This is a genomic window from Streptomyces cyaneochromogenes (genome assembly GCF_003963535.1).
In the GTDB taxonomy this organism is placed as follows: Bacteria; Actinomycetota; Actinomycetes; order Streptomycetales; family Streptomycetaceae; genus Streptomyces; species Streptomyces shaanxiensis.
In genome coordinates this window covers 10,228,872-10,249,455 of the sequence record NZ_CP034539.1, presented here as the reverse complement: position 1 = coordinate 10,249,455, position 20,584 = coordinate 10,228,872, and the positions used below count along the sequence as shown (strand labels likewise).

Annotated in this window: 17 protein-coding genes; 7 read left to right on the top strand and 10 right to left on the bottom strand. The window is 68.6% G+C overall.

Going from position 1 to position 20,584, the window contains the following annotated elements; genetic code table 11:
* Positions 1-34 precede the first annotated feature (34 nt).
* From EJ357_RS45930 to EJ357_RS45920, 3 genes are read right to left on the bottom strand one after another with little or no spacing between them, the layout of a single operon-like run.
* Positions 35-1,081, bottom strand: coding sequence for an ABC transporter permease (locus EJ357_RS45930; protein WP_126400923.1), 1,047 nt, complete (start codon positions 1,079-1,081; stop codon positions 35-37).
* The gene (locus EJ357_RS45925; RefSeq protein WP_126398572.1) at positions 1,074-2,648 is read right to left on the bottom strand and encodes a sugar ABC transporter ATP-binding protein; all 1,575 of its coding nucleotides are present in this window, start codon (positions 2,646-2,648) and stop codon (positions 1,074-1,076) included. Before EJ357_RS45925 ends, EJ357_RS45930 begins: the two co-directional genes overlap by 8 nt.
* Before the next feature lie 46 nt (positions 2,649-2,694).
* Positions 2,695-3,756 (bottom strand): sugar ABC transporter substrate-binding protein, encoded by a 1,062-nt coding sequence (locus EJ357_RS45920; RefSeq protein WP_126398570.1) that lies wholly within the window; start codon positions 3,754-3,756, stop codon positions 2,695-2,697.
* A gap of 470 nt (positions 3,757-4,226) precedes the next feature.
* Here EJ357_RS45920 and EJ357_RS45915 point away from each other — a divergent pair, with 470 nt between their 5' ends.
* The 4 genes from EJ357_RS45915 (at position 4,227) to EJ357_RS49920 (ending at position 7,922) form a co-directional block, all read left to right on the top strand.
* A complete protein-coding gene (locus EJ357_RS45915; protein WP_126398568.1) occupies positions 4,227-6,458 on the top strand; it encodes an alpha-L-fucosidase in 2,232 nt (743 codons plus the stop codon).
* A gap of 129 nt (positions 6,459-6,587) precedes the next feature.
* The gene (locus EJ357_RS49930; protein ID WP_228472818.1) at positions 6,588-6,875 is read left to right on the top strand and encodes a hypothetical protein; all 288 of its coding nucleotides are present in this window, start codon (positions 6,588-6,590) and stop codon (positions 6,873-6,875) included.
* A 12-nt stretch (positions 6,876-6,887) separates the two neighbouring features.
* A complete protein-coding gene (locus EJ357_RS49925) occupies positions 6,888-7,304 on the top strand; it encodes a glycoside hydrolase N-terminal domain-containing protein (protein ID WP_228472817.1) in 417 nt (138 codons plus the stop codon).
* 330 nt (positions 7,305-7,634) lie between these two features.
* Entirely contained in the window at positions 7,635-7,922 is a 288-nt protein-coding gene (locus EJ357_RS49920; protein WP_407698453.1) for an RICIN domain-containing protein, read from the top strand.
* A 19-nt stretch (positions 7,923-7,941) separates the two neighbouring features.
* On the opposite strand, the gene EJ357_RS45905 is transcribed toward EJ357_RS49920, so the two are convergent.
* Positions 7,942-10,023 (bottom strand): glycosyltransferase, encoded by a 2,082-nt coding sequence (locus EJ357_RS45905; protein ID WP_175647771.1) that lies wholly within the window; start codon positions 10,021-10,023, stop codon positions 7,942-7,944.
* A 222-nt stretch (positions 10,024-10,245) separates the two neighbouring features.
* Here EJ357_RS45905 and EJ357_RS45900 point away from each other — a divergent pair, with 222 nt between their 5' ends.
* Complete coding sequence (locus EJ357_RS45900; RefSeq protein ID WP_126398565.1) at positions 10,246-11,199, top strand: expansin EXLX1 family cellulose-binding protein; 954 nt, start codon at positions 10,246-10,248, stop codon at positions 11,197-11,199.
* Here EJ357_RS45900 and EJ357_RS45895 read toward each other — a convergent pair.
* From EJ357_RS45895 to EJ357_RS45870, 6 genes are all read right to left on the bottom strand, one after another.
* Complete coding sequence (locus EJ357_RS45895) at positions 11,144-13,012, bottom strand: ABC transporter permease subunit (protein WP_126398563.1); 1,869 nt, start codon at positions 13,010-13,012, stop codon at positions 11,144-11,146. The genes EJ357_RS45900 and EJ357_RS45895 overlap by 56 nt on opposite strands.
* 6 nt (positions 13,013-13,018) lie before the next feature.
* A complete protein-coding gene (locus tag EJ357_RS45890) occupies positions 13,019-14,542 on the bottom strand; it encodes an ABC transporter substrate-binding protein (RefSeq protein ID WP_126398561.1) in 1,524 nt (507 codons plus the stop codon).
* A 492-nt stretch (positions 14,543-15,034) separates the two neighbouring features.
* The gene (locus EJ357_RS45885) at positions 15,035-15,430 is read right to left on the bottom strand and encodes an AsnC family transcriptional regulator (protein WP_228472816.1); all 396 of its coding nucleotides are present in this window, start codon (positions 15,428-15,430) and stop codon (positions 15,035-15,037) included.
* Between the two features lie 159 nt (positions 15,431-15,589).
* The gene (locus EJ357_RS49915; protein ID WP_228472815.1) at positions 15,590-15,874 is read right to left on the bottom strand and encodes a hypothetical protein; all 285 of its coding nucleotides are present in this window, start codon (positions 15,872-15,874) and stop codon (positions 15,590-15,592) included.
* Positions 15,875-16,003: 129 nt separating this feature from the next.
* Complete coding sequence (locus tag EJ357_RS45875) at positions 16,004-16,150, bottom strand: hypothetical protein (protein WP_323377730.1); 147 nt, start codon at positions 16,148-16,150, stop codon at positions 16,004-16,006.
* Positions 16,151-16,628: 478 nt separating this feature from the next.
* A complete protein-coding gene (locus EJ357_RS45870) occupies positions 16,629-17,798 on the bottom strand; it encodes an ROK family transcriptional regulator (protein WP_126398559.1) in 1,170 nt (389 codons plus the stop codon).
* Between the two features lie 144 nt (positions 17,799-17,942).
* On the opposite strand from EJ357_RS45870, the gene EJ357_RS45865 reads away from it, so the two are divergent.
* Together EJ357_RS45865 and EJ357_RS45860 are read left to right on the top strand one after the other, a co-directional pair.
* Positions 17,943-19,295, top strand: a complete 1,353-nt coding sequence (locus EJ357_RS45865; RefSeq protein ID WP_228472814.1) for an aspartate aminotransferase family protein — start codon at positions 17,943-17,945, stop codon at positions 19,293-19,295.
* 22 nt (positions 19,296-19,317) lie between these two features.
* Positions 19,318-20,397 (top strand): phosphotransferase, encoded by a 1,080-nt coding sequence (locus tag EJ357_RS45860; RefSeq protein ID WP_228472813.1) that lies wholly within the window; start codon positions 19,318-19,320, stop codon positions 20,395-20,397.
* Positions 20,398-20,584: the final 187 nt, after the last annotated feature.

The following is a 20,584-nucleotide window of genomic DNA, read 5'->3' as shown; positions in this document are numbered from 1 at the left end:
GGCGGAGGGAGTCCGGCGGCCGGGGCCGCCCGTTTCACTCCTGGACCTTGCCGCCCGTGATGCGTGAGATGGTCAGCGCGACCAGGATGATCAGACCGTTGAGGGCGCCGATCCACTGAGCCGGGACACCGGCCAGCGTCAGCACGTTCTGGATCATGAAGAGGAGCAGGATGCCGCTGAAGGCGCCGAACATGGTGCCCTTGCCGCCGTTGAGGCTGATTCCGCCGATGACGGCTGCGGCGAAGACGGTGAAGATGTAGCCATTGCCCTGTGCGGAGGCGACGGAGGCGAGGCGTCCGGAGAGCATCAGTCCGGCGAGGGCGGCGAGCACGCTGCCGGTGACGATGACGATCCACAGCACCCGGTCGGTGCGGATGCCGGCGGCCTTGGCCGCGTCGACGTTGCCGCCGATGGCGTACAGCGAGCGCCCGAAGCTCGTCCAGCCGAGGAGCACGATCGCGACGGCGAACAGCGCCAGGCAGATCCAGATCGATGTGGGCATCCCGAACCACTGTGCGGTGCCGAGGTAGAGCATCGACTCCGGCAGCTGGAAGAAGGTCTGGCCGCCGGAAATGCCGGTGAGGATGCCGCGCAGGACGATCAGCATGCCGAGGGTGACGATGAAGCCGTTGAGGCCGAAGCGGATGATGAGCAGGGCGTTGATCACGCCGATGAGCGCGCCCACGGCGAGGGTGACGGGGACGGCCCACGCGCCGGGGAGCAGTCCGAGCCCATGGGTCGCGCCGGTCGGCACCACCAGCCAGGCCGCGACGCCGGGGGCGAGGCCCATGGTGGACTCCAGCGACAGGTCCATCTTCTTGACGATCAGGACCATCGCCTGGGCGAGGACCAGCAGGGCGATCTCGGACATGGTCTGCAGGACGTTGATGAGGTTGTCGGCCTGCAGGAAGACCGGGTTGACGATCTGTCCGACGATCGCGATGACCACGATGGCCGGGACGAGCGCGAGGTCGCGCAGCCGGGCCAGGGGTATCCGGCCGCCGAGCAGCGCGGTCCGCTTCGGCTGACGAGGCTCCGGGGCCTTGGCGGCGGCGGTGTCCGCGAGGACGGGTTCAGGCATCACTTCGGGCATGCAGGTCCACTCCTTCCATCGCGGCCACGAGGTCGTGGTCGTGCCAGCCGCGGGCGATCTCCGAGGTCACTCGGCCCTGGAACATCACCAGGACCCGGTCGCACATGCGCAGGTCGTCGAGTTCGTCGGAGGCGATGAGCACTCCGGTGCCGGTTTCCGCGGTCTCCTCGACCTTGCCGAGGAGGAACTCCTTGGAGCGCACGTCCACGCCCGCGGTGGGGTTGATCAGGACCAGCAGCCGGGGATCGTCGGCCAGGGCGCGGGCCATGACGACCTTCTGCTGGTTGCCTCCGGACAGGGCGGAGACGGGCAGTTCGGGACCGGGAGTCTTGATCGCGAGGTTCTCGATCAGGCTCTCGGCGATCCGGTCCCGGCGGCCGCGGCTGAGGAACCCGTTGGGTCCGAGCCTACGGGGAACGGACAGGGTGGCGTTGTCCGCGATCGACATGTCGGGGACGAAGCCCTGGTGGTGCCGGTCCTGGGGGACGAACCCGGCGCCGGCGGCGAGCGCCGCGGGCACGCTGCCGGGCCGGGGCCGGTTGCCGGCGATCTCCACCTCGCCCGTGGTTGCCGCCCGCAGCCCTACGACGGTCTCGGCGACCTCGGTACGACCGCTGCCGGCGGCGCCCGCGAGGCCCACGATCTCGCCGGCCCCGATCCGGAAGCTGACGTCGTCGTACCCGTCGCCCCGCAGCGCACGGACGTTCAGCGCGGCCGTGGCGCCGGGGTCGAGGGTGCTCGCCCGGTCCTCGCGCCGGTCGGCGGCCGCCTCGCCGGTCATGGCTGCGACGAGTTCGGCGCGGGGAAGGTCCGCGACCGGCGCGGTCACGATGTGCCGGGCGTCGCGGAACACCGTCACCATGTCGCAGATCTCGTAGATCTCCTGGAGGTGGTGGCTGATGAACAGGAAGGTGACGCCTTGGCGCTGCAGGTCGCGGATGCGGTCGAAGAGCCGGTTGATGGCAGCCGCGTCGAGCTGGGCGGTGGGCTCGTCGAGGATGATGAACCGCGCCCCGAAGGACAGCGCTCGGGCGATCTCGACGAACTGCCGCTGCTCGACGCTCAGGTCGCCGGCCGGGGTCTGCGGGTCGACGTCCACCGACCAGGTCGACAACAGCTCCTGTGCGCGGCGACGGGTGGCCTGCCAGCTGATGAGCCGGCTCTGTCCGCGGTCGTGCCGGTTCAGGAAGAGGTTCTCGGCGACGGTCAGCGTGGGGATGATCGTCGACTTCTGGTAGACGCAGGCCACGCGCCGACGCCAGGCGTCCCGGTCGCTGAGCCGCGGGGCGGGTCCGCCGCCGAAGGTGACCGTTCCCTCGTCGGGGGCCTGGAGGCCGGTGAGGACGGACACCAGGGTCGACTTGCCGGCTCCGTTGCGGCCGACGAGCGCATGGGTCTCACCAGGCCTGATGGTGATCCGGGCGCCGTTCAGGGCGACCGTCGGACCGAATCGTTTGACTATGCCCGTCGCCTCGACGACGGGCGGGCCCTCCAGGGTCCGTCCGTCGTCCGTCGGGGCGGGCGCGGGGGTGACTGTCCGCTCCCCGTCGCTCATCTCAACCGCCTTGTGTGGGTGAGCCGTTGCCGTACCGGATGGGCCGTCAGCCGAGGTTGTTGCCCCACAGCGACTTGTCGTCGCTCTTGACGCTGGGGACGCCGCCGTAGGTGCCGCCGTCGGCGGTGACGAGCGGCGCGGAGAGCTGGTCCTCCAGCAGGCCGTCGCGGACCTGGATGATCGTGCTGTCGTGGTCGGTCTTGCCGGGCTTGAACGTCTTCCCGTCGATCGCGGCCTTCAGGTAGTACAGGGCGTACTTGGCGTAGAGGTCGGCCGGCTGCGAGACGGTGGCGTCGACCTTGCCCTCGGCGATGGACTTGAGCTCCTCGGGGATGCCGTCGTTGGAGACGACGAAGACGTGCTTCTTGTCCTTCGGCTCCACCAACAGACCCTTCTGCTTGAGGACTTGGAGCGTGCCGGACAGGGCGAAGCTGGACTGCATGTAGATGCCCTTGATGTCCGGGTGGGCGGTCAGGTCGGTCTGCAGCTTCTGGGCGGCGACGGCGCCGTCCCAGTTGGTGGCCTCGCCGAACACCCTGATGTCCGGGTAGTTCTTCTTCATGCAGTCGTTGAACGCCTCGGTGCGGTCACGGCCGTTGATGGAGGACAGGTCGCCCTGGAGCATGACGACCTTGCCCTTGCCGCCGAGCTTGGTGCCGAGGTACTGGCAGGCCTTCTCGCCGTAGGCGCGGTTGTCGGCGCGCACGACCATGAACACCTTGCCGGTGTCGGGGCGCGTGTCGACGGTGACGACCGGGATCTTCTTCGCCTCCAACTGCGCGAGGGTGGGCGCGATGGCGGCGGTGTCCTGCGGGGCCATCGCGAGACCCTTGACGCCCTGGCTGATGAAAGTCTGCGCGTTGGCGGTCAGCTTGGCGACGTCGTTCTGCGAGTTGGTGGTCTTCAGGTCCAGGCCCAACTCCTTGCCGAACTGGGGCGTGTACTTGATGTAGGAGTTCCAGAAGTCGGTGTCGGAGCGGGGGTAGTCGACGCCGACCAGCGGCTTGTCGCTCGACGACGCCGAGGTGGAGCCGCTGCCGCACGCACTGAGCAGAGCCAGTGCGGACAGGGCGGAGACGGCTGAACACAGGGCGGTTCTGACTCTCATCGGTGCTTCCTCGCGCCGGTCCCGTAGCGGGAGTTGTTTCGCCTCGACGACATCTGCGTATCGCCGTGCGATAGAGATGGGATGTTTATAGGTGCGCCCCCGGCGTGCTGTCCAGACCCTCGCCTGCATCCACATTGAATCGGCAGCTCATCACCTACCCAGGAGTGAGGAGTGCGGCGCTGCAAGGACAAGATCCATCCCATCAATCCTCGCGAACGAACGGTCTCAATCAGCCGCGAGGCCGTGGCAGACATGCCATGTTTCGGTAGTCGTAAAGCACATCAAACCTGCCATAAATGGCGTCAATTGCCTGACCGGATGACGCTTTTCATCCCTGCACACCGGTTGACATCCCACGGAGACATGGCGGACCTTCATGCGTAACAAGCGGCGCCCTTTGCACAGCAGTCGCGCCGCCTCGTGTCCCCCTGCAGCCCCCCTGTCCCCTCCTGCACCAGGGATGTCTCTCCATGTCGAGTTCGATCAACAGACGCCACTTCCTGGCCGGCGCCACCTGCGTGGCCGCGACGGCCGTTGCCGGAGGCGTGTTCGGTTCCGGCATCGCCCAGGCGGCACCCAGCACCTACACGCCCGACTGGAACTCGGTCGACCAGCACCCGGCGGCCCCGGAGTGGTTCCAGGACGCGAAGTTCGGGATCTACTTCCACTGGGGCGTCTTCAGCGTCCCGGCCTTCGGCAACGAGTGGTACCCGCGCAACATGTACCGGGCCGGCGACACCGCCAACCAGCACCACATCGCGACCTACGGCCAGCCGTCGGCATGGCCATACCACAACTTCATCAACGGCGCTCAGGACCTGGCGGGCAACTTCGTGAAGTTCGCGCCGAAGCTGAAGTCGGCCGGCGGGAAGTTCGACCCCGACGAGTGGGTGCAGCTGTTCGTCGACGCCGGCGCCAGGTTCGCCGGCCCGGTCGCCGAGCACCATGACGGCTTCTCCATGTGGGACAGCCAGGTCAACGAGTGGAACTCGGTGAAGAAGGGCCCGGGCCTGGACCTGCTGAAGCTCTTCTCCACGGCCATCCGCGCGAAGGGCCTCAAGCTGCTGGTGGCCATGCACCACGCGTACAACTTCACCGGCTTCTACGAACACGTCCCCGCCCAGACGGATCCGAGCCTCAAGAAGCTCTACGGGCAACTGGGGTCGGCTGCGGAGAACCAGCTCTGGTTCGACAAGCTCAAGGAGGTCGTCGACCGCGCCCAGCCCGACATCCTGTGGCAGGACTTCAACCTGCGCGCCGTCGACGAGCAACAGCGCCTCAACTTCCTTGCGTACTACTACAACCAGGCCAACGCCTGGGGCCGTGAGGTCGTCACCACGTACAAGGACGGCATGAACGGCAAGGGCGAGGTCTTCGACTACGAGCGCGGCGGCCCGGCCGACCTCACCACCCCGTACTGGCTGACCGACGACAGCATTTCCAGCAGCAGCTGGTGCTACACGCAGGGCATCGGCTACTACACGCTCCAGCAGATGCTGCACTCGTTCCTCGACCGGGTCAGCAAGAACGGCAACGTCCTGCTGAACATCGCGCCGATGGCCGACGGGACCATCCCCCAGGCGCAGAAGGACATCCTGCTCGGCATCGGCGACCACCTGAAGCGTTTCGGCGAGTCGGTGTACGCGACCCGCGCCTGGACCGAGTACGGCGAGGGCCCGACGAAGATGGGCGGCGGCTCGTTCACCACCCCGCACGCCGGTACCCCGCAGGACATCCGCTTCACCCGCAACAAGGCCGGCACCGTCCTGTACGCCACCGTCCTGGGCTGGCCCGGCAGTTCACTGACGATCAAGACCCTCAGCTCGGACCGGATCAACCTCTCGTCGCTGACCTCGGTCAAGCTCCTCGGCTCCGCCGCCGGCACCTACATCGACCTGCCCACACCGACCCAGAGCTCCTCCGGCCTGACGGTCACCCTGCCGTCCTCTGCGCCGTACAGTGCGAACGCCTACGTCCTGAAGCTGGCCTTCTCCGGCTCGATCCCGGCGCTGCGCCCGCTCGCCGGAGCCGTCGCCTTCACGAACGTCAACTACACCGGCAACGCGGGCGTGTTCACGGTCGGCGACTACACCGCAGCCGACCTGACCGCGGCCGGACTCGGCGCGCGCACCCTGTCCTCTCTCCGGCCGGCGCCCGGTTACCAGGTGATCGGCTATTCCGGAGACAACTTCACCGGCACCTCCTGGACGTTCACCGCCGAGAACCCCGACCTTCGTGTCACCGGCAACAACGACCAGATCACCTCGCTGAGGGTCCAGTTCAACCCGGCGTCGTACTTCCGGATCACCAACGCCACCAATGGCCTCGCCCTGGACAGCGGCGGCAATGTCGGCTCCGGGTCCAACCTCAAGCAGTGGACCTGGGACGGCAGCTCCAACCTGCAGTGGCACGCCGAGCCGGTCGAAGGCGGCTACTACCGGCTGGTCAACCGCACCAACGGCATGGTCGCCGACGGCTGGGGCGCCACCTCCGACGGCTCTCCGGCCCGGCAGGCTCCGTGGAACGGCGGCGCCAACCAGCAGTGGAAGATCGTCCACCGGGGCGGCGACCGCTACTCGATCGCCAACCGCACCACCGGCCTCGTCCTCGACGGCGGCGGCAACGTCCAGTCGGGCTCCGTCACCAAGCAGTGGACGTACGGCAGCAGCACCAATCTGCTGTGGAGCTTCACCGCCCTCTGATCCCTCATTTCCCCAGCCACCCGCCGCCGCCCGGATTCCGTCCAAGCCGACCGGGCGGCGGTGGGTCACTACACCGGCCGCCCGCCCGCACGCACGACCACGCACCACCGACCGGCCAAAGGAGTCCCCGTGACGGCCAGCCCCATCGACCGCACTCGGTTCCTCAGCGCGGCCGCACTGACCGCCGGAGCCGCCGCTCCGCCCGGCGGACTGCTCTCAGGCCGGGCGGAAGCGGCCGTGCCACCGCAGATCACGCTCCCCGAGCGCGGCATCCACGACACCTCACCGGCCTCCTCCTGGACCGACGGCTTCCTCACCCGGCAACGGCGAATACGGGGCCGTGCTGTACGGCGCTCCCGCCCCCGAGAAGGTGGTGTTCAACTACCACCGGCTGGTGCTGCCGAACGGCACCCGTGACGTGCCCCGCCCGTGATCGCCGGCTGTCTGGAAGGCGCACGCGACAAAGCGCTCGCGGGTGACTACGCGGGAGCCAACCGGGACTACGCGTCGGGCTGGTCGCTGCGCTGGACGCAGGTCTACCACCCCGCGTACGAACTACGCATCGGCACCCCGGGCATGACCACGGTCAACAACTACGGGCGGGTCACCGACTTCCGTACCGGCGAGGTGAGTTCGAGCTGGACCGACCAGTTCGGGACCTGGACCCGCCGGGCGTTCGTCTCCCGGGCCGACAAACCTGCGCGGCACCTACCCCGCGGGGCAGGCCACCTTCGGCTACGAGGGCGTCACCCGCGTCGTCGCCTCGGGGACCGGCGCCACGGTCACCGATACAGAACGTCTCCGCCCACGGGAGCCTGCACCGCGCACTGGCCGGGGCCCGGCTGAAGGACGGCAGACAGGTCTACGGCAACCTGCGGAAGATCCTCGGCAACAACATGGTCTTCAAGTCGCTGATGACCTCCCACAACCCGAACCTCGACATCTACAACGCCGACGCCGCTAACGCCATCCCCGGCTTGCTCGCCGAAGCCCTGATCTACAGCCGGCCCGGAGTGCTGGAAATCGTCCCCGCGCTGCCCGACCAACTGCCGAAGGGCTCGATCGCCGGAGTCCGGGCCCGCGGCCGGATCCGGATCCACAGCTTCTCAGCGAACGGACATCACCGTCGCCCTGCTCAGCGGCTTCTTCCGGCTGGTCAACCGGCGCAGCGGCAAGGTGCTCGACGTCGCCAGCGGCAGCACCGCCGACGGCGCCGAGATCATCCAGCAGGGCTGGTCCGGCAGCGAGAACGAGCAGTGGCGGCTGCTGTCCGCCGCCGACGGTTCCTTCCGTCTCGTCGCGCGCCACAGCGGCAGGGTCCTCGACAGCCCTGGGGGTTCCGGCCAAAGCGCCCAGCTCATCCAGTGGCGGGACAACGACAGCGACAACCAGCACTGGAAGCTTGTCGACGCGGGAAGCGGATACGTCCGAACCAACCAGCAGTGGCAACTCGTCGCCCTCTGACCGTTGGGGTTGCCCCCTTCTACGGTCCGCTCAGCACCGCATCGGCGGTGCTGAGCACCAGGTCGTGATCATGTGTCAGCCGGGGCCGCAGCGACAGCGGGCCGCCGGGACCCGCGCACCGGACGGCCGGGAAGACGCTGACGTCCCGGCGGTCGAAGAGATCGCCGGTCACCATCGCCAGGCGGATCTCCGGCCCGCCGTACGCGCTCAGGCGCAGATCCCACAACGCCTCTTTGCCGGGATGGAGTTCGGCCACCACATCGACCGGCAGGGTGATGTGGAAGTCGCCGTACGCATCGACGGGACAAGGGGCGTCGATGAGATGGCCGCCGTTCGCCCGGAGCCGGGCCGTGAAGCGGTAGTGGTGCGCCCGCGCGGTCCTTCCGTGGAGCGAGCCCTTCAACCGCAGTGCGTAGTCGTCGACATCGACGGAGGTGACCTCCGCGTGCGCGGGCCGGAGCCAGATGCGTACGGCGAGCTCTCCGCCTTCGGTCGCGTACGGGATCCATGTCCGCACCCCCTCGTCCGCCGGCCGGAGGGCTGCGGGATCCAGAAGGCGCGCGGTCTCGACAAGCCCTGCTCGGACCGGTCGTGACCTGCTGCCGCCTGCGCGTTGAAGGAACACGTCCCAGTCGCCCTCGGCGAGTTCCCAGTGACGTTGGTCGAGGACGGCCCGCATACTCCCGTCGCCGTCCGTGCCGTGCTGTTCGAGCTGAATCCGTGGCGTGGTGGCGGGGTTCTCGTTCCGGTGTCGCAGGACCACCTCCCATCGGCCGGACGGCAGTTGGTCCGCGGCCACGTCGAACGCCAGCGACCCTCCAGGCATGACCTGACAGCCGACCGTGACCGGCTGCCCGAGCCGGGCGACGCCCAGGGTGAACAGCCGGGTTCGCCGCCGCGGACCGGTCGCGGCCTTCGTCGACCGGCGGCCGAGTTCCGGCCGGAGGTCCGTGAACAGGGCCTCGTACCGCGCGGCGATGTGTTCGGGGCGGAAGCGCTCGGAGTTCCGCCGGGCCGCCTCGGCCATCCGCCCGCGCTCGGCCTCGTTCTCGATCAGACGGCACAGTGCGTCGGCGAGCGCGTCCTCGACCGGGCCGTGGGCCGGGACCAAGAGGCCGTCCTCGCCGTGCGTGATGATCTCGCGGGGCGTGTGGTCGCAGTCGGTGCTGACCACCGGGAGCCCGGAACTCATGGCCTCCACAAGGGACATGCCGGGCGGTTCGCTGCTGCTGGACACCACGGCGAGAGCACCCTTGGCCCACTCCGCTTCCATGGACGTGCGGGCGCCCATCAGCAGCACGTTGTTGTACAGGCCGAGTTCCTCGATACGGCGACGGAGCCGCAGCCGCTCCCGGCCGCGTCCGTAGATCCGCAAGCTCCAGTCCGGGTGTACGGCCGCGACCTTGGCGAAGGCGTCCACGAGACGGTCGTAGCGCTTGACCGGTGTCAGCCGACCGCCGGCCAGGACGATCCGGGACTCGCCGGTGGAGGGCTCGGCGTCCGGCGCGGGACAACAGACGGGAACGGTAGTCACCCGCGTCCGCAGGCCGTGGAGCGCCGCACGGTGGGCCCGTTCGTCGGCCTGGGACAGGGTGACGTAGGCGTCGAGGCGGGAGACGGCCGCGTCCAAATCACCCAGCAGGGCGGTGCCGTGCGCGTCGCGGCCCGCGTATTCCTGGCCGACGCGGAGGTAGTCGGCGCGGCCGTGCTGGGCCAGGAAACAGACTAGGTACGGGCGCGTCGCGATCACCACGTCGGAGTCGGTACTCCGCAGGTGTGCGGCAAGGCGTGTCTCGCCGAGCCTGCTCGGCGGTGTCCAGCCGGCATGGAGGGAATCGTGCGGGCACACCGTGCCCGGCGAGCGCAGGTCGGCCGCCTCGGCCGCGGTCCGCCGGGTGGTGGGCCGGAGATCCACCAGCGCCCGCGTCCTCACCCGCTCCCCCACCACGAGCGGCATCCGGCCGGCGGTCCGGTAGGAGGAGACGATCTCCACGTCGTGTCGTATCGCGAGTGCGGCGGCCAGGTTGGCCGTGGCCCGCACCGTGCCGTCGACGGCGTAGGCGTTGTGGAGCAGAAAGGTGATCTTCACGGGACTCGTCACTTGCTCGATGGGCCGATGCCGCAGGCCGGCTGGGCGCTGTCGCCTCCATCCCATCCCGCCCCCCGCAGGCATCCACTCCCCCGACCAGCGTGAGCACCCCCGCCGAAAGGCTGGACTCGAACCAGCCCCGGTCAGAAAAGATTTCGGGATCGTCGGCAACCTTTCCGCTCCCGGCGGCCACTGAGCAGTGCACCATCGGCTCGATCTTCCGAACGGACAGGTATGCAGACAGCAAGGCAGGCCGCGCGGCAGCGCAGGCAGAGGCGCCGGCTCATACTGGGCACCACGTTGGCACTGACCGCCGCGAGCGCGCTCGCCTACCTGGTCATGGGGGTGCTCCCCGACGACAGGACGGATACGGTCGCGGCCGCGCCCACACCCGTCGCCACCACCCAGGTGAAGTCCACCACCCCGACCGAGACGAGCACCCCGACCGCGTCGGGGAAGCCGACGCCCACCAGCAGCCCCAGTCCGAAGGCCACCGCGACCACCGCGTCGCCACGCCCGTCGGCCACGGGAACGCCGCAGCCCCGGCGAACGGCGTCCACCACGGCGGTATCGGCAGGGCGGATTCGGCCCGGCACCACCTACTCCGGGGTCGCCACCGCCTACGAGGCCGCGGACGGAAACGGTGCCTGCCTGTTCGGCCCGAGTCCCGACCTCATGATCGCGGCCATGAACACCACGGACTACGAGACGTCCAAGGCATGCGGCGCGTACGTGCTCGTCCGCGCGGCCAACGGCAAGTCGATCACGGTGCGGATAACCAACGAGTGCCCGCTGCCCTGCGCACCCGGGCAGATCGACCTCAGCCAACAGGCCTTCGCCAAGCTCGCCGACCTCAAGGTCGGCCGGATCGCGATCACCTGGCAGCTGCTGAGCCCCAGCACCTCCGAGACGATGTCCCTCAGGTACAAGACCGGGTCCAGCCCCTATTGGTGCGCCATCCAGGCGATCGGCCACCGCAACCCGGTCGCCCGCCTGGAGGTCCGGGCCGGCGGCAGCTGGCGGCAGTTGCCCCGCACGGAGTACAACTACTTCATCTCCGCCGACGGCAGCGGGTGCGGTGGCTCGGTCAGAGTCACCGACATCTACGGGGAACGCCTGACCGTCTCCGGGATCAAGCTGCTGGCGAACGTCGTGCAGCCGACCGGCGTTCAGTTCGCCCGGCACTGACCCCGCCCTGCGCCTGCGCACCTCTCCCACTGGACCGACGGGACTTCCGGACGGACGCCGGGCTGCGCACAGCCGCGGCGTCCGTGCCGGACACGGCGAGAACGGAGAGCAGGACGAGTGCGCACGCCGGGCCGAGTACGGTCCAGGGCGCCAGTTCCACGTACGGCTGGTTCTCCGACAGCAGGCGGCCCCACTCCGCGGTGGGCGGCTGCTCGCCCAGACCGAGGAAGCCCAGAGAGGCCAGTACGAGGACGGTGGTGGGCAGGCGCAGGAGGGCGTTGCGCAGGACGGGGGGCAGTACGGCGGGCAGCAGGTGGTAGCGGAGGAGATAGCCCGGACCGGCACCGAAGGAGAGGGACGCGAGCATGTGGCCGCTGGCCCGCTCCTGTTCCAGCAATGCCGCGGCCTGGGCGGCGTAAGGGGTCCAGCCGACCAGGCAGACCGCGAGGGCGGCGCCCCAGGCCGACGGGCCGGTCACCGCGGTGGTCAGCAGTCCGGCGAGGACCGCCGGCATCGTCGACACCACTTCCGTGAGCCCCGCGCCGACTTGAGCCGCCATGCCGAGCAACAGCCCGGCGAGCACGCACACCGCGGTCACCACGAGGGCCACGCCCACCGTGCGCAGCGCCCCGTGGCCCAGCCGGGCCAGCAGATCGCGGCCAAGCGCGTCGGTGCCCAACGGGTGTGCGGCTGAGGGCGGGAGCAGTCGGGCCGCCGTGTCCACATGGAGCGGATCGCGGAGCAGTCCGGTGGTGACCAGAGCGAGCAGGGCGAGGGCACAGGCCACGGCGGCCCAGCGGGTGAAGCGCCCTCGGGAAGCGGCCGGTGCGTGCAGCGCGGGCAGGGCCCCGTCCCGCAGGGCCGGGCCGAGCAGCGCGCGACGCAGGGCCTGGATGAGCAGGCCGGCGACGACGCCGAGCAGGATGAGGGCCAGGGTCGCGGTCTGCAGGGGTGGCAGGTCCTGGGCTATGGCGGCGTCCAGGGCGAGGCGACCGAGCCCGGGAATGTTGAAGATCTTCTCCACCGCGACGGCGCCGCCGACCAGGGCGACGACGGTCGGCAGGAGTTGCGGGAGCACTCCGGCCAGTGCGCGCCGCAGCGCATGCCGGGCGACGCGGCCGGGCGCGTAGCCGTAGGCGTGCCAGGTCCGGGCCCACGGCTCGTTGAAGGCGGCGGGCAGGGACTGGTCGAGCAGACCGCCGATCATCGCCCCGGACGGGACACCGAGGGCGAGCGCGGGCAGCACCATCGACGCCGGTCCCGCCCACCCGCTGGACGGGAACCAGCCCAGCCACACCCCGCAGACGGTGGCGAGGAGCGAGGCGAGCAGGAACTTGGGGAGGGCGGCGAGGACAGCGACCCCGATGACCCCTCTCCCCCGGTGCAGCCGTCGCCGGGAGCCGAGATACACGGTGCGGGCGCTGACCAGTGCGGCGACGGCGATGGTGACCACGAGCGCCCCGAGCATCAGCGTGAAGGAGACCGCGAAGGCACCCGTCACCTGGGGCAGCACCGCCTCACCCGACACCCAGGAGGTGCCCGCCTCGCCCCTCGGCAGCCCGCCGAGCCAGTGCGCGAGATGCGCGAACGGCCCCTCGTCCAGCCCCAGTTGCTCCCGGACGGCGGCCAGCTGCTCAGGGGTCGGATTTTGGTCGGCGGAGCGGGCCCGCAGGACGGTCAGCGCGGGGTCGTTGCCGGACAGCCAAGGCAGCATGGCCACGGCCGTCAGCAGCGCGGTCCCGGCGGCGAGGCGGCCGAGGCTCGCGCGCCACCGGGACGGGCGGACCTCGGTACCGGCCGACATGACGCTCATCGGCCGCTACTTCAGGTGGGTATCGACGTCGATCAGGGAGCGCTCGCGCGGATCGAGGAGCACACCCTCGACATCGGTGGCGATGCCCTGGACGACCTTCTCGTGGACCAGCGGCACGACGGCGTCGGTGCGCAGGATCTCCGCCTCGGCGGCCATGATCTTCTGCTGCCGCTTCGTCACGTCGCCTTCCTCGGCGGCGGCCTTGACGGCCTGGTCCACCTTGGCGTCCTTCAGACGGGCGATGTTGTACACGCCGTTGCTCGTGTAGTCGCTCGCCAGGTACGCGACCGCGTCTCCGGTGTCGAGGAGCACCACCCGGGACATGACGAGGGCGTCGTACTTGCCGGCGAGGAGGTCGGCCTCCATCTGCGTGTACTCACGTACGTCCTGCTTGACGGTGAACCCGGCCTTCTCCAGCTGCTGTTGCAGGACGGTGGCGGTCTCGGGGAGTTCCGCGCGGTTGGTGTAGGCGGCCAGACGCAGGACCTTGCCCTTCGTCTTGGACCTGACCTGTGCGGGTGTCGCGGCCTTGGCGCGGCCGGTGGCGTCGACGCGCTTGTCGGCGGCCCAGGACACGGCGGGCCCGAACAGGCCCTGAGCGGGGTCGGCATAGCCGCCGAAGATCGAGTCGACCAGCGCGGAGCCGTCGACGGCCTCACGGGCCGCCGCGCGCAGCGTGGGGTCGGTGAAGATGCCGTTGCCGGTGTTGAGGATGAGGCTGTCGGTCCGTACGGACGGCACTTCGTGACGGGTTTTCGCGTCCAGCAGCTTCGCCTGGGCGGTGGGGATCCACTCGGCGATATCGACGTCGCCGCCGCGCAGGGCGTTGGCGCGTGCGGTGCCGTCGGCTATCCAAGTGACGTCGATGCCGGGCGCCTTGGCCTTGCCGCCCCAGTAGCCGTCGTAACGGTCGAGCGAGGCCTTGGACTTGCCGATCAGCTTCGTGACCTTAAAAGGGCCGGTTCCGGTGCCGATCGCGCTGGCCGTGCCGTCCTTGGCGTACGCCTTGGCGGAGAGGATGGCCAGTACCGGGCTGGCCAGGCGCAGCGGGAGCACCGGGTCGGCTGCCTTCGTGCTGATCGTGACCGTGTCGGCGTCCTGGGCCTTCGCGGTGAGGGTGACGTCACTGAGGACGCGGGGCTTGGGCGTTGCGGCGTCCGCGTGGTCGAGGGCGTTGACGACCGCGTCGGCCGTGACCGGCGTGCCGTCCTGGAAGGACGCCTTGCGCAACTCGAAGGTCCACGTGGTGGGGTTGACCTGCTTCCAGGACTTCGCCAGCGCGGGAGCTGCGGCGCCGTTCTTGTCCAGGGCGGTGAGCCCTTCGACGACGGAGAGCTTGCCCAGCAAGGTCGCGTCGTCGCTGTACGGGGACAGGGCCTGCACCGGCGGCCGGGCGAGCGCGACCCTCAGCCGACCGGCCGATCCGCCTTGCGTGTCCGAACCGGATCCTTCTGCGCCGGACACGAAGCAGCCGGCCAGCAACGGAGTGAGGGCAAGCGTCAAGATGAGACCGCGGGAGGTCGTACGCATGGGAGTCCTGTCATGCGAGAGAGTGTGGCGTGAGCCCGTGCGCGCTCAGATGGGCAGGGCTCGATCAGCATATAAGGCAAGCCTTACTTGATCTACCTCGGTAGGTGAATTCTCAACCAATGAGATTGCTGTGTACGAGGTAACGCGATCCGCGACTGGATGGCTCGGCTATGGCGTGACCTGGCTCATCCCCACTCCAGCTGATCCGCGAGCCGGCTTCCGCCCGTGCAGCGAGCGTCGGCGGCGTACCCTTGAACGGCCCTGTCATTGGGCACCGCAATCCGTATTCGCGGGAGGCACACGGCACCCTGGCCCAACGCCTTCGTGGCCGCACCTGCGGCCTGCCTGCCGACCGCAGGTTCCACACGCCGGTCGACCCCGCGCGACGAACGGACCGTGTCACTGCTGCCGGCCTGCCAGACCGGGCAGGACCGCCGGCGGTCGCCCAACACGCCGATGTCCTCACGGCCGAGCGCCGCACCCGGTTCGGGTTCACAGTGTCCTGAGCGTGAGTTCGACGCCGAGCCGCCGCGCTGGAGGGGCTGCGGAACGCGCGCCCTCGCGGCGGCAAGCGGCTCGCATCCCAGCCGTGGGGAGCACCGGATCTCCGCAACACAGACGATCAGTCAGCAAGAGGTCGTGCGCAGCCGAGGCTGATGTCGAAGTCCCCGCTGAGGATCTCGCAGATGACGGCCTCGGGGATGGGTTCGAGTGCGGCCAGGACGTCTCCGCCGCGCCTGCGGTCCTGCCGGTAGACGAGGACCAGCGCCGAGGCGGCATGTGGTGCACCGCATTGCGGGACAGCAGCACATTGCCGGCCAGCTCCGAGTGCGAGATGCGGGCGTTGCGGGTCAGCTCGGCGATGATTTTCTCGTCGATGGCGTCCACAGCGGACCGCTTCCTTCGCTGATCGGTCGAGGTTGCAGACCTCCACGACAAGCGGGGGTGCCGCAGACCATGAGGCGGCGCGGCCACGACAACCGCCCAGGCCCCCTGCCATCCCGCGAGGGAAGAGTCTCCGGCACGTTCCGGCTTGGCCGGGCCGATTCACCCCGGGGTGTCGAACTGCTCGATCAGGACTTTTGCGCATGACCGCGATGCGATCGGACATGAGGATGACCGGCGTGCGGTGGACCACGGCCCGGCGATCTCCATGGACGCCACGTCGGCGGCGACGGCGTCCCCGCAGGACAGCGCTTTGCCTGTCGCGGTGGCCGGCTTGACGCCGGCCACCTCGACGGACAGTGTGGCGACACCGAGTTGAGCCGCGAGTCCACTCCAACCAGCGTTGGTGACGGCCGCTTCGTTCTTCAGCCACCAGTCGATGTCCATGTCGAAGCCCTCGTCGTAGTGGTTGGGAGCACCGGCGAGTGCGTTGCGCCGGGCGGGCCCGAGGCCCGTCAGTCGTGGGGGGGGTGGCGATGGCGGCGAGGTGCGTGCCGGGGCGCACGGTCAGCCCGTTCATGCAAGGTCGCCCATGGCGGGCGAGATCTTGAAGCCCTGGCCGGAGAAGCGGGCCAGCAGGACGATGTCGTCGCAGCCCGGCACGGGGCCGACCAGCGGGCGGGTGCTGTGGGTGTAGCCCTCCATGAAGACGGACAGGCGCACCGGGTCGGGGTTCAGGCCGTCCGGGGACGGGATGCCGTAGAAGGGGATGTCGCCGCAACGGATGAGGGCGGGACGCTCGACGGGACGCGCCCTTGGGACCCAAGGCTCGTGTTCGTCCCGGGTTCGGGGACCACCCCAGCCCTCGGATGTGACCTTGCCGGCCTTCGTGCACTGGCGGGTGCCCCTTCATCCCGGACGGCGAAGCGGTGACCCGCTCCCCCACGCACGGGGCGCTTCGCGCCGCCTTGCTTCTGGTTCCCGGGGGCGGCTCGCGCTACAGACCCACCACTGGGGCCAGTTGGGACCGGAGGGTGCCGGCGTGGGTCTGCAGGGAGCCGTCGAAGGCGGCAGACGGACCGAGCGGCCAGGGTCAGCACAGGCAGGGTCGGAACAGGCAGAGTCGCCACCACGAACACCCCCCAGCGCAGAGGGGGAACCTCGCTTCAACATGAAGCGTGGGTTCGTTTTGGTGGCCGAGTCAGAAGGCTGGTGCGGATCGCTCTGCAGGTTGGCTCTGTCGACGCGCCCCGAGCACAGCGTTCCGTAGCCGGTCCTGAGCCAAGGTCAGGCATGCGTCCACCGCTCCTTGTGCCGTCGACAGACCGATCACCTGCGTCACCGTCTTGACCTCTGGGACCGCCGGAAGGCTCTGGTTCAGTCGTCTGCGCACCTCGGGAAGCACTTCTTCGACGAGCGGGCGCAATCGACCCACGAAGTAGACCGATTCAGGGTCCAGCATCACGGCGACGACGCTCACAGCAGTCGCGATTGCCGTGGTGAACGCTTCCAGCACCTCGGCGTGCGGCATCTCTTCGTGCGGTTCCAGCCAGAGGTCTTCGATGCGTTCCAGGTCGAGTCCGCGCCCACGAGCAAAGCGAAGAAGACCTCTTGTGCTCAGCAGCTCATCGAGGATCTCATCGTCAACCCCGGAGGAGAGCACACCAATGTCCCCGAAGGCAGGCGTCCGCCCGCGGGCGAGCTCGCGATCTGTGCAGCTGGCGAAGTTCAGGTTGGTGCTGAGGCTGAAGAGCGCGGCGTTCCTGACGGTGGCGTCGTTGGTGAGGATCCCCAGCAAGGACGCATTGGCGTCACTGTCGAGGAGCACGGGAGCATTGATCAAGCCTGCAATGGCTCGCTGAAGATCAGAGCCGGCAAAGATTTTCATCGACTCCGCCGGGCCGAAAATCTCCTTGCCGTTCCGGACCCGGCCTGGCACCGCGGCGACGACCTGGCGCAGTGGCCCCTGTGCGGACTCACTGGCCTTCGCAATCAAGCCGACCAGCCATTCGGCGCCGGTCCTGACCTCGTCGTGGTCCGCGGTGGGAACCATCACGTGGTGGACCTCGCGACCCCTCAGATCGGTCACGAGGACACAGGTGGTCTGCGCTCCGAAGCTGATACCGACGACGTGCCCGGTCGTGCCGGGCACGTCCAGATAGGTGGACCGGCGGCCGCGGCCGACAACCTCATCGACTCCGCCGTCGATGACGAAGCCATCCGCCCGAAGCTCCTCTACGGCTCGGGACACCGTGGCCTTGCTCAAGCCCGTGAGCTCGATGAGCTCGTTCCGCGTCAAGGGCGCCCGGGTCAGGACCACATCAAGGACTGAGGCCTTGTTGTAGTCGCGCGATGTGGGGTTGCTGGTCACCTCATGACCATAGCGAGGCCGATCCGCCGAGCGAGCCGGGCCCGCTTGGATGTTCTTGTTTCAGGTTGGAACTGGAACCAAGAAGGGGTAGGGTCAGCCACAGCAGCGAGCAACTCCGACAGAACCAGGCCGAAAGGTGTGCCCATGATGACTTCGACGGTGAGTCGAGCCCTCGCCCACTACCCCAACCGGTTCGACCCGGGCGGAATGAGCGAACTCCCCGAACACCTCCAGGAGACCATCCGACGCCGGAACAAGGTGCTCGGTCCTGGCTATACGCTCATCTACAAGGAGCCGGTCGAGTTCGTCTCCGGTCACGGAGCCCGCCTGATCGACCGCGACGGCAACGACTACCTCGACGCGTACAACAACGTTCCGTGCGTCGGGCACGCCCACCCGCACGTGGCCGAGGCCGTCTCCCGCCAGATGGCGGCAGTCAACACCAACACCCGCTACGTCCAGGAGTCGCTGGTCGACTACGCGGAGCGGCTTCTCGCAACCTTCCCCGAGGAGCTGTCGAAGCTGAGCCTCGCGTGCAGCGGGTCGGAGGCGAACGACCTCGCGGTGCGGGTGGCGAGGTTCCACACGGGCGGTGAGGGAATCATCGTGACTCGCTGGGCCTACCACGGCCTCACTCGTGAGGTGGCGAGCTTCTCGCCGACCCTGGGCACAGGATCACCGCTGGGACCGAACGTCCGGCTCATCGATCCTCCTGACCCGCGCCTCGTCGCGCCCGGATCCACGCTCGCCGAGCACATGCGCAACCAGGTGCGCGGCGCGATCGACGACCTCGAGCGCCACGGTTACCGGCTCGCGGCGCTGATCACCGACTGCGCCTACTCCAGCGATGGAATCTTCACGGATCCGGTCGGTTACATGAAGGCCGTGGTGGAGGAGGTGCACGCGTCCGGCGGTGTCTACATCGCGGACGAGGTGCAGTCGGGATTCGCCCGGCTCGGGGATTCGATGTGGGGCTTCACCCGCCATGCTGTACTGCCGGACATCGTCACCATGGGTAAGCCGATGGGCAACGGATTGCCGATCTCCGGTGTGGTTTTCCGCCCCGAGGTCTGCGAAGCGTTCGGACAGAATGTTCGCTACTTCAACACCTTTGCCGGCAGCTCGATCCCTGTGGCCGCCGGCGCCGCAGTCCTGGATGTCTTCGAGAACGAGAACGTGCAGCAGCGCGCTCTCAAGAACGGTACGGCTCTGCGCGCAGGGCTCCAGGAGATCACGAAGGATTCCCCTTACGTAGCTGAGGTGCGCGGCAGCGGTCTCTACGTCGGTGTGGAACTCGTCAAGGACCGGAAGACGCTCGAGCCCGACCGCTCACGCACCGAAGACGTCATCAACGACATGCGCGACCGTCGGATCCTCATCAGCGGTACGGGCAGGGCGGCGAACGTTCTGAAGATCCGCCCTCCGCTGGCCTTCACCTCCGCCGATGTGACCCGATTCCTGGAGACCTTCTCCGAGGTCGCGAAGGACCGTCTGTAGCAGGCTGGCCAAGGAACTGACCATGAACAACTCACCGGCAATGAAAATCGCTCAACGGCTCTTCGAGGAGAGCGGCCTGGCATCGTCTCACGAGCCCATCGACGTCATGCTGGTGAGCGCCCTCCTTGAGGGGCGTTACCACGTCGGCGGACGTCTTGAGCGACTGGCGACGGAGAAGGATGACACGTTCAGGCTCAGGACCCACTCGGACGACTACCTCGTGAAGGTTTCACCCCCTGACGAGGCAGAGATGGCTGTCGCTCTACAGACCGCCGTGATGCGTTTTCTCCAAGGCGCCGCTCCGGAAGTGCCGGTCCAGCGGGTGAAGCTGACCGTCGGCGGAGACGACCGCGTGGCCATCAAAACGAACGACGGCAGGACTCGAGTTCTGCGGGTGTTCGACTTCGTCGAAGGTCCGGTCCTGGCACGAACGAATCCAACCGCGGAACAGCTCGCCAAGGTGGGCGAGATGCTGGGACGAGTCGACGTGGCACTGAAAGCATTTGAGCACCCTGCGGACCGACGAGGGCTGGTATGGGACATTCGGCATTTCCACCAGCTGACCGGACTCGTCGAGCACACGCCGAATACCGAGCACCGTCAGTTGGCTCAGGAGGTCTTCCGGCTTTTCGACGGAGCCATCGTCCCGAGGCTGAATGATCTCGAAACGCAAGTGATCCACGGCGACTACAGCCCTTACAACGTTGTGGTGGATCCGCAGAGCGACGACTTTGTCACCGGCGTCATCGACTTCGGTGACACCATGCGCAGTGCCGTGATCTTCGACCCTGCTGTCTCCCTGGCGAACCTACTCGGCCGGGCGCCGGATCACCCCTGGCTGGATGCCTGCGCCTTCGTCGCCGGCTACGAACGGGCACGCCCTATCGAGGACTGGGAACTTCCGCTGCTGCCGATTGCCGCGCTGGCACGACTCACGCTGCGCGCGCTGATCACGAACTGGCGCGCGGAGCGGGTACCAGAACGGCGTGACTACCTCCTCGGCCACGCCAAGGACGACTGGATCAACGTCGGGCGGGCCATGGCCGTACCGCTGGACGACGTCATTGCGCAACTCCGGGAAGGCCGTCATGACCTCGCCTGAACCAGGGGCCACCCGCCGGTCGTACGCAAGCTCGGCGGCGCCCGGCCCGAACAGGGCGTACTGACGTCGAGACCCTCTCCTGCCCTGCACCACCTTCAGCCTCGATGCCCCCACGGTGGATCTACTGAAGGACCGCATCGCCGAGGTCGACGTCGACACCCAGGAGTTCCTCAACACCTTCAACGTC

Excerpts from the sequence above, each read along its gene's own strand:
- EJ357_RS45930 (WP_126400923.1), bottom strand. The coding sequence starts at position 1,081 with ATGCCTGAACCCGTCCTCGCGGACACCGCCGCCGCCAAGGCCCCGGAG.
- EJ357_RS45925 (WP_126398572.1), bottom strand. The coding sequence starts at position 2,648 with ATGAGCGACGGGGAGCGGACAGTCACCCCCGCGCCCGCCCCGACGGAC.
- EJ357_RS45920 (WP_126398570.1), bottom strand. The coding sequence starts at position 3,756 with ATGAGAGTCAGAACCGCCCTGTGTTCAGCCGTCTCCGCCCTGTCCGCA.
- EJ357_RS45915 (WP_126398568.1), top strand. The coding sequence starts at position 4,227 with ATGTCGAGTTCGATCAACAGACGCCACTTCCTGGCCGGCGCCACCTGC.
- EJ357_RS45900 (WP_126398565.1), top strand. The coding sequence starts at position 10,246 with ATGCAGACAGCAAGGCAGGCCGCGCGGCAGCGCAGGCAGAGGCGCCGG.
- EJ357_RS45895 (WP_126398563.1), bottom strand. The coding sequence starts at position 13,012 with ATGAGCGTCATGTCGGCCGGTACCGAGGTCCGCCCGTCCCGGTGGCGC.
- EJ357_RS45890 (WP_126398561.1), bottom strand. The coding sequence starts at position 14,542 with ATGCGTACGACCTCCCGCGGTCTCATCTTGACGCTTGCCCTCACTCCG.
- EJ357_RS49915 (WP_228472815.1), bottom strand. The coding sequence starts at position 15,874 with ATGGACATCGACTGGTGGCTGAAGAACGAAGCGGCCGTCACCAACGCT.
- EJ357_RS45865 (WP_228472814.1), top strand. The coding sequence starts at position 17,943 with ATGATGACTTCGACGGTGAGTCGAGCCCTCGCCCACTACCCCAACCGG.
- EJ357_RS45860 (WP_228472813.1), top strand. The coding sequence starts at position 19,318 with ATGAACAACTCACCGGCAATGAAAATCGCTCAACGGCTCTTCGAGGAG.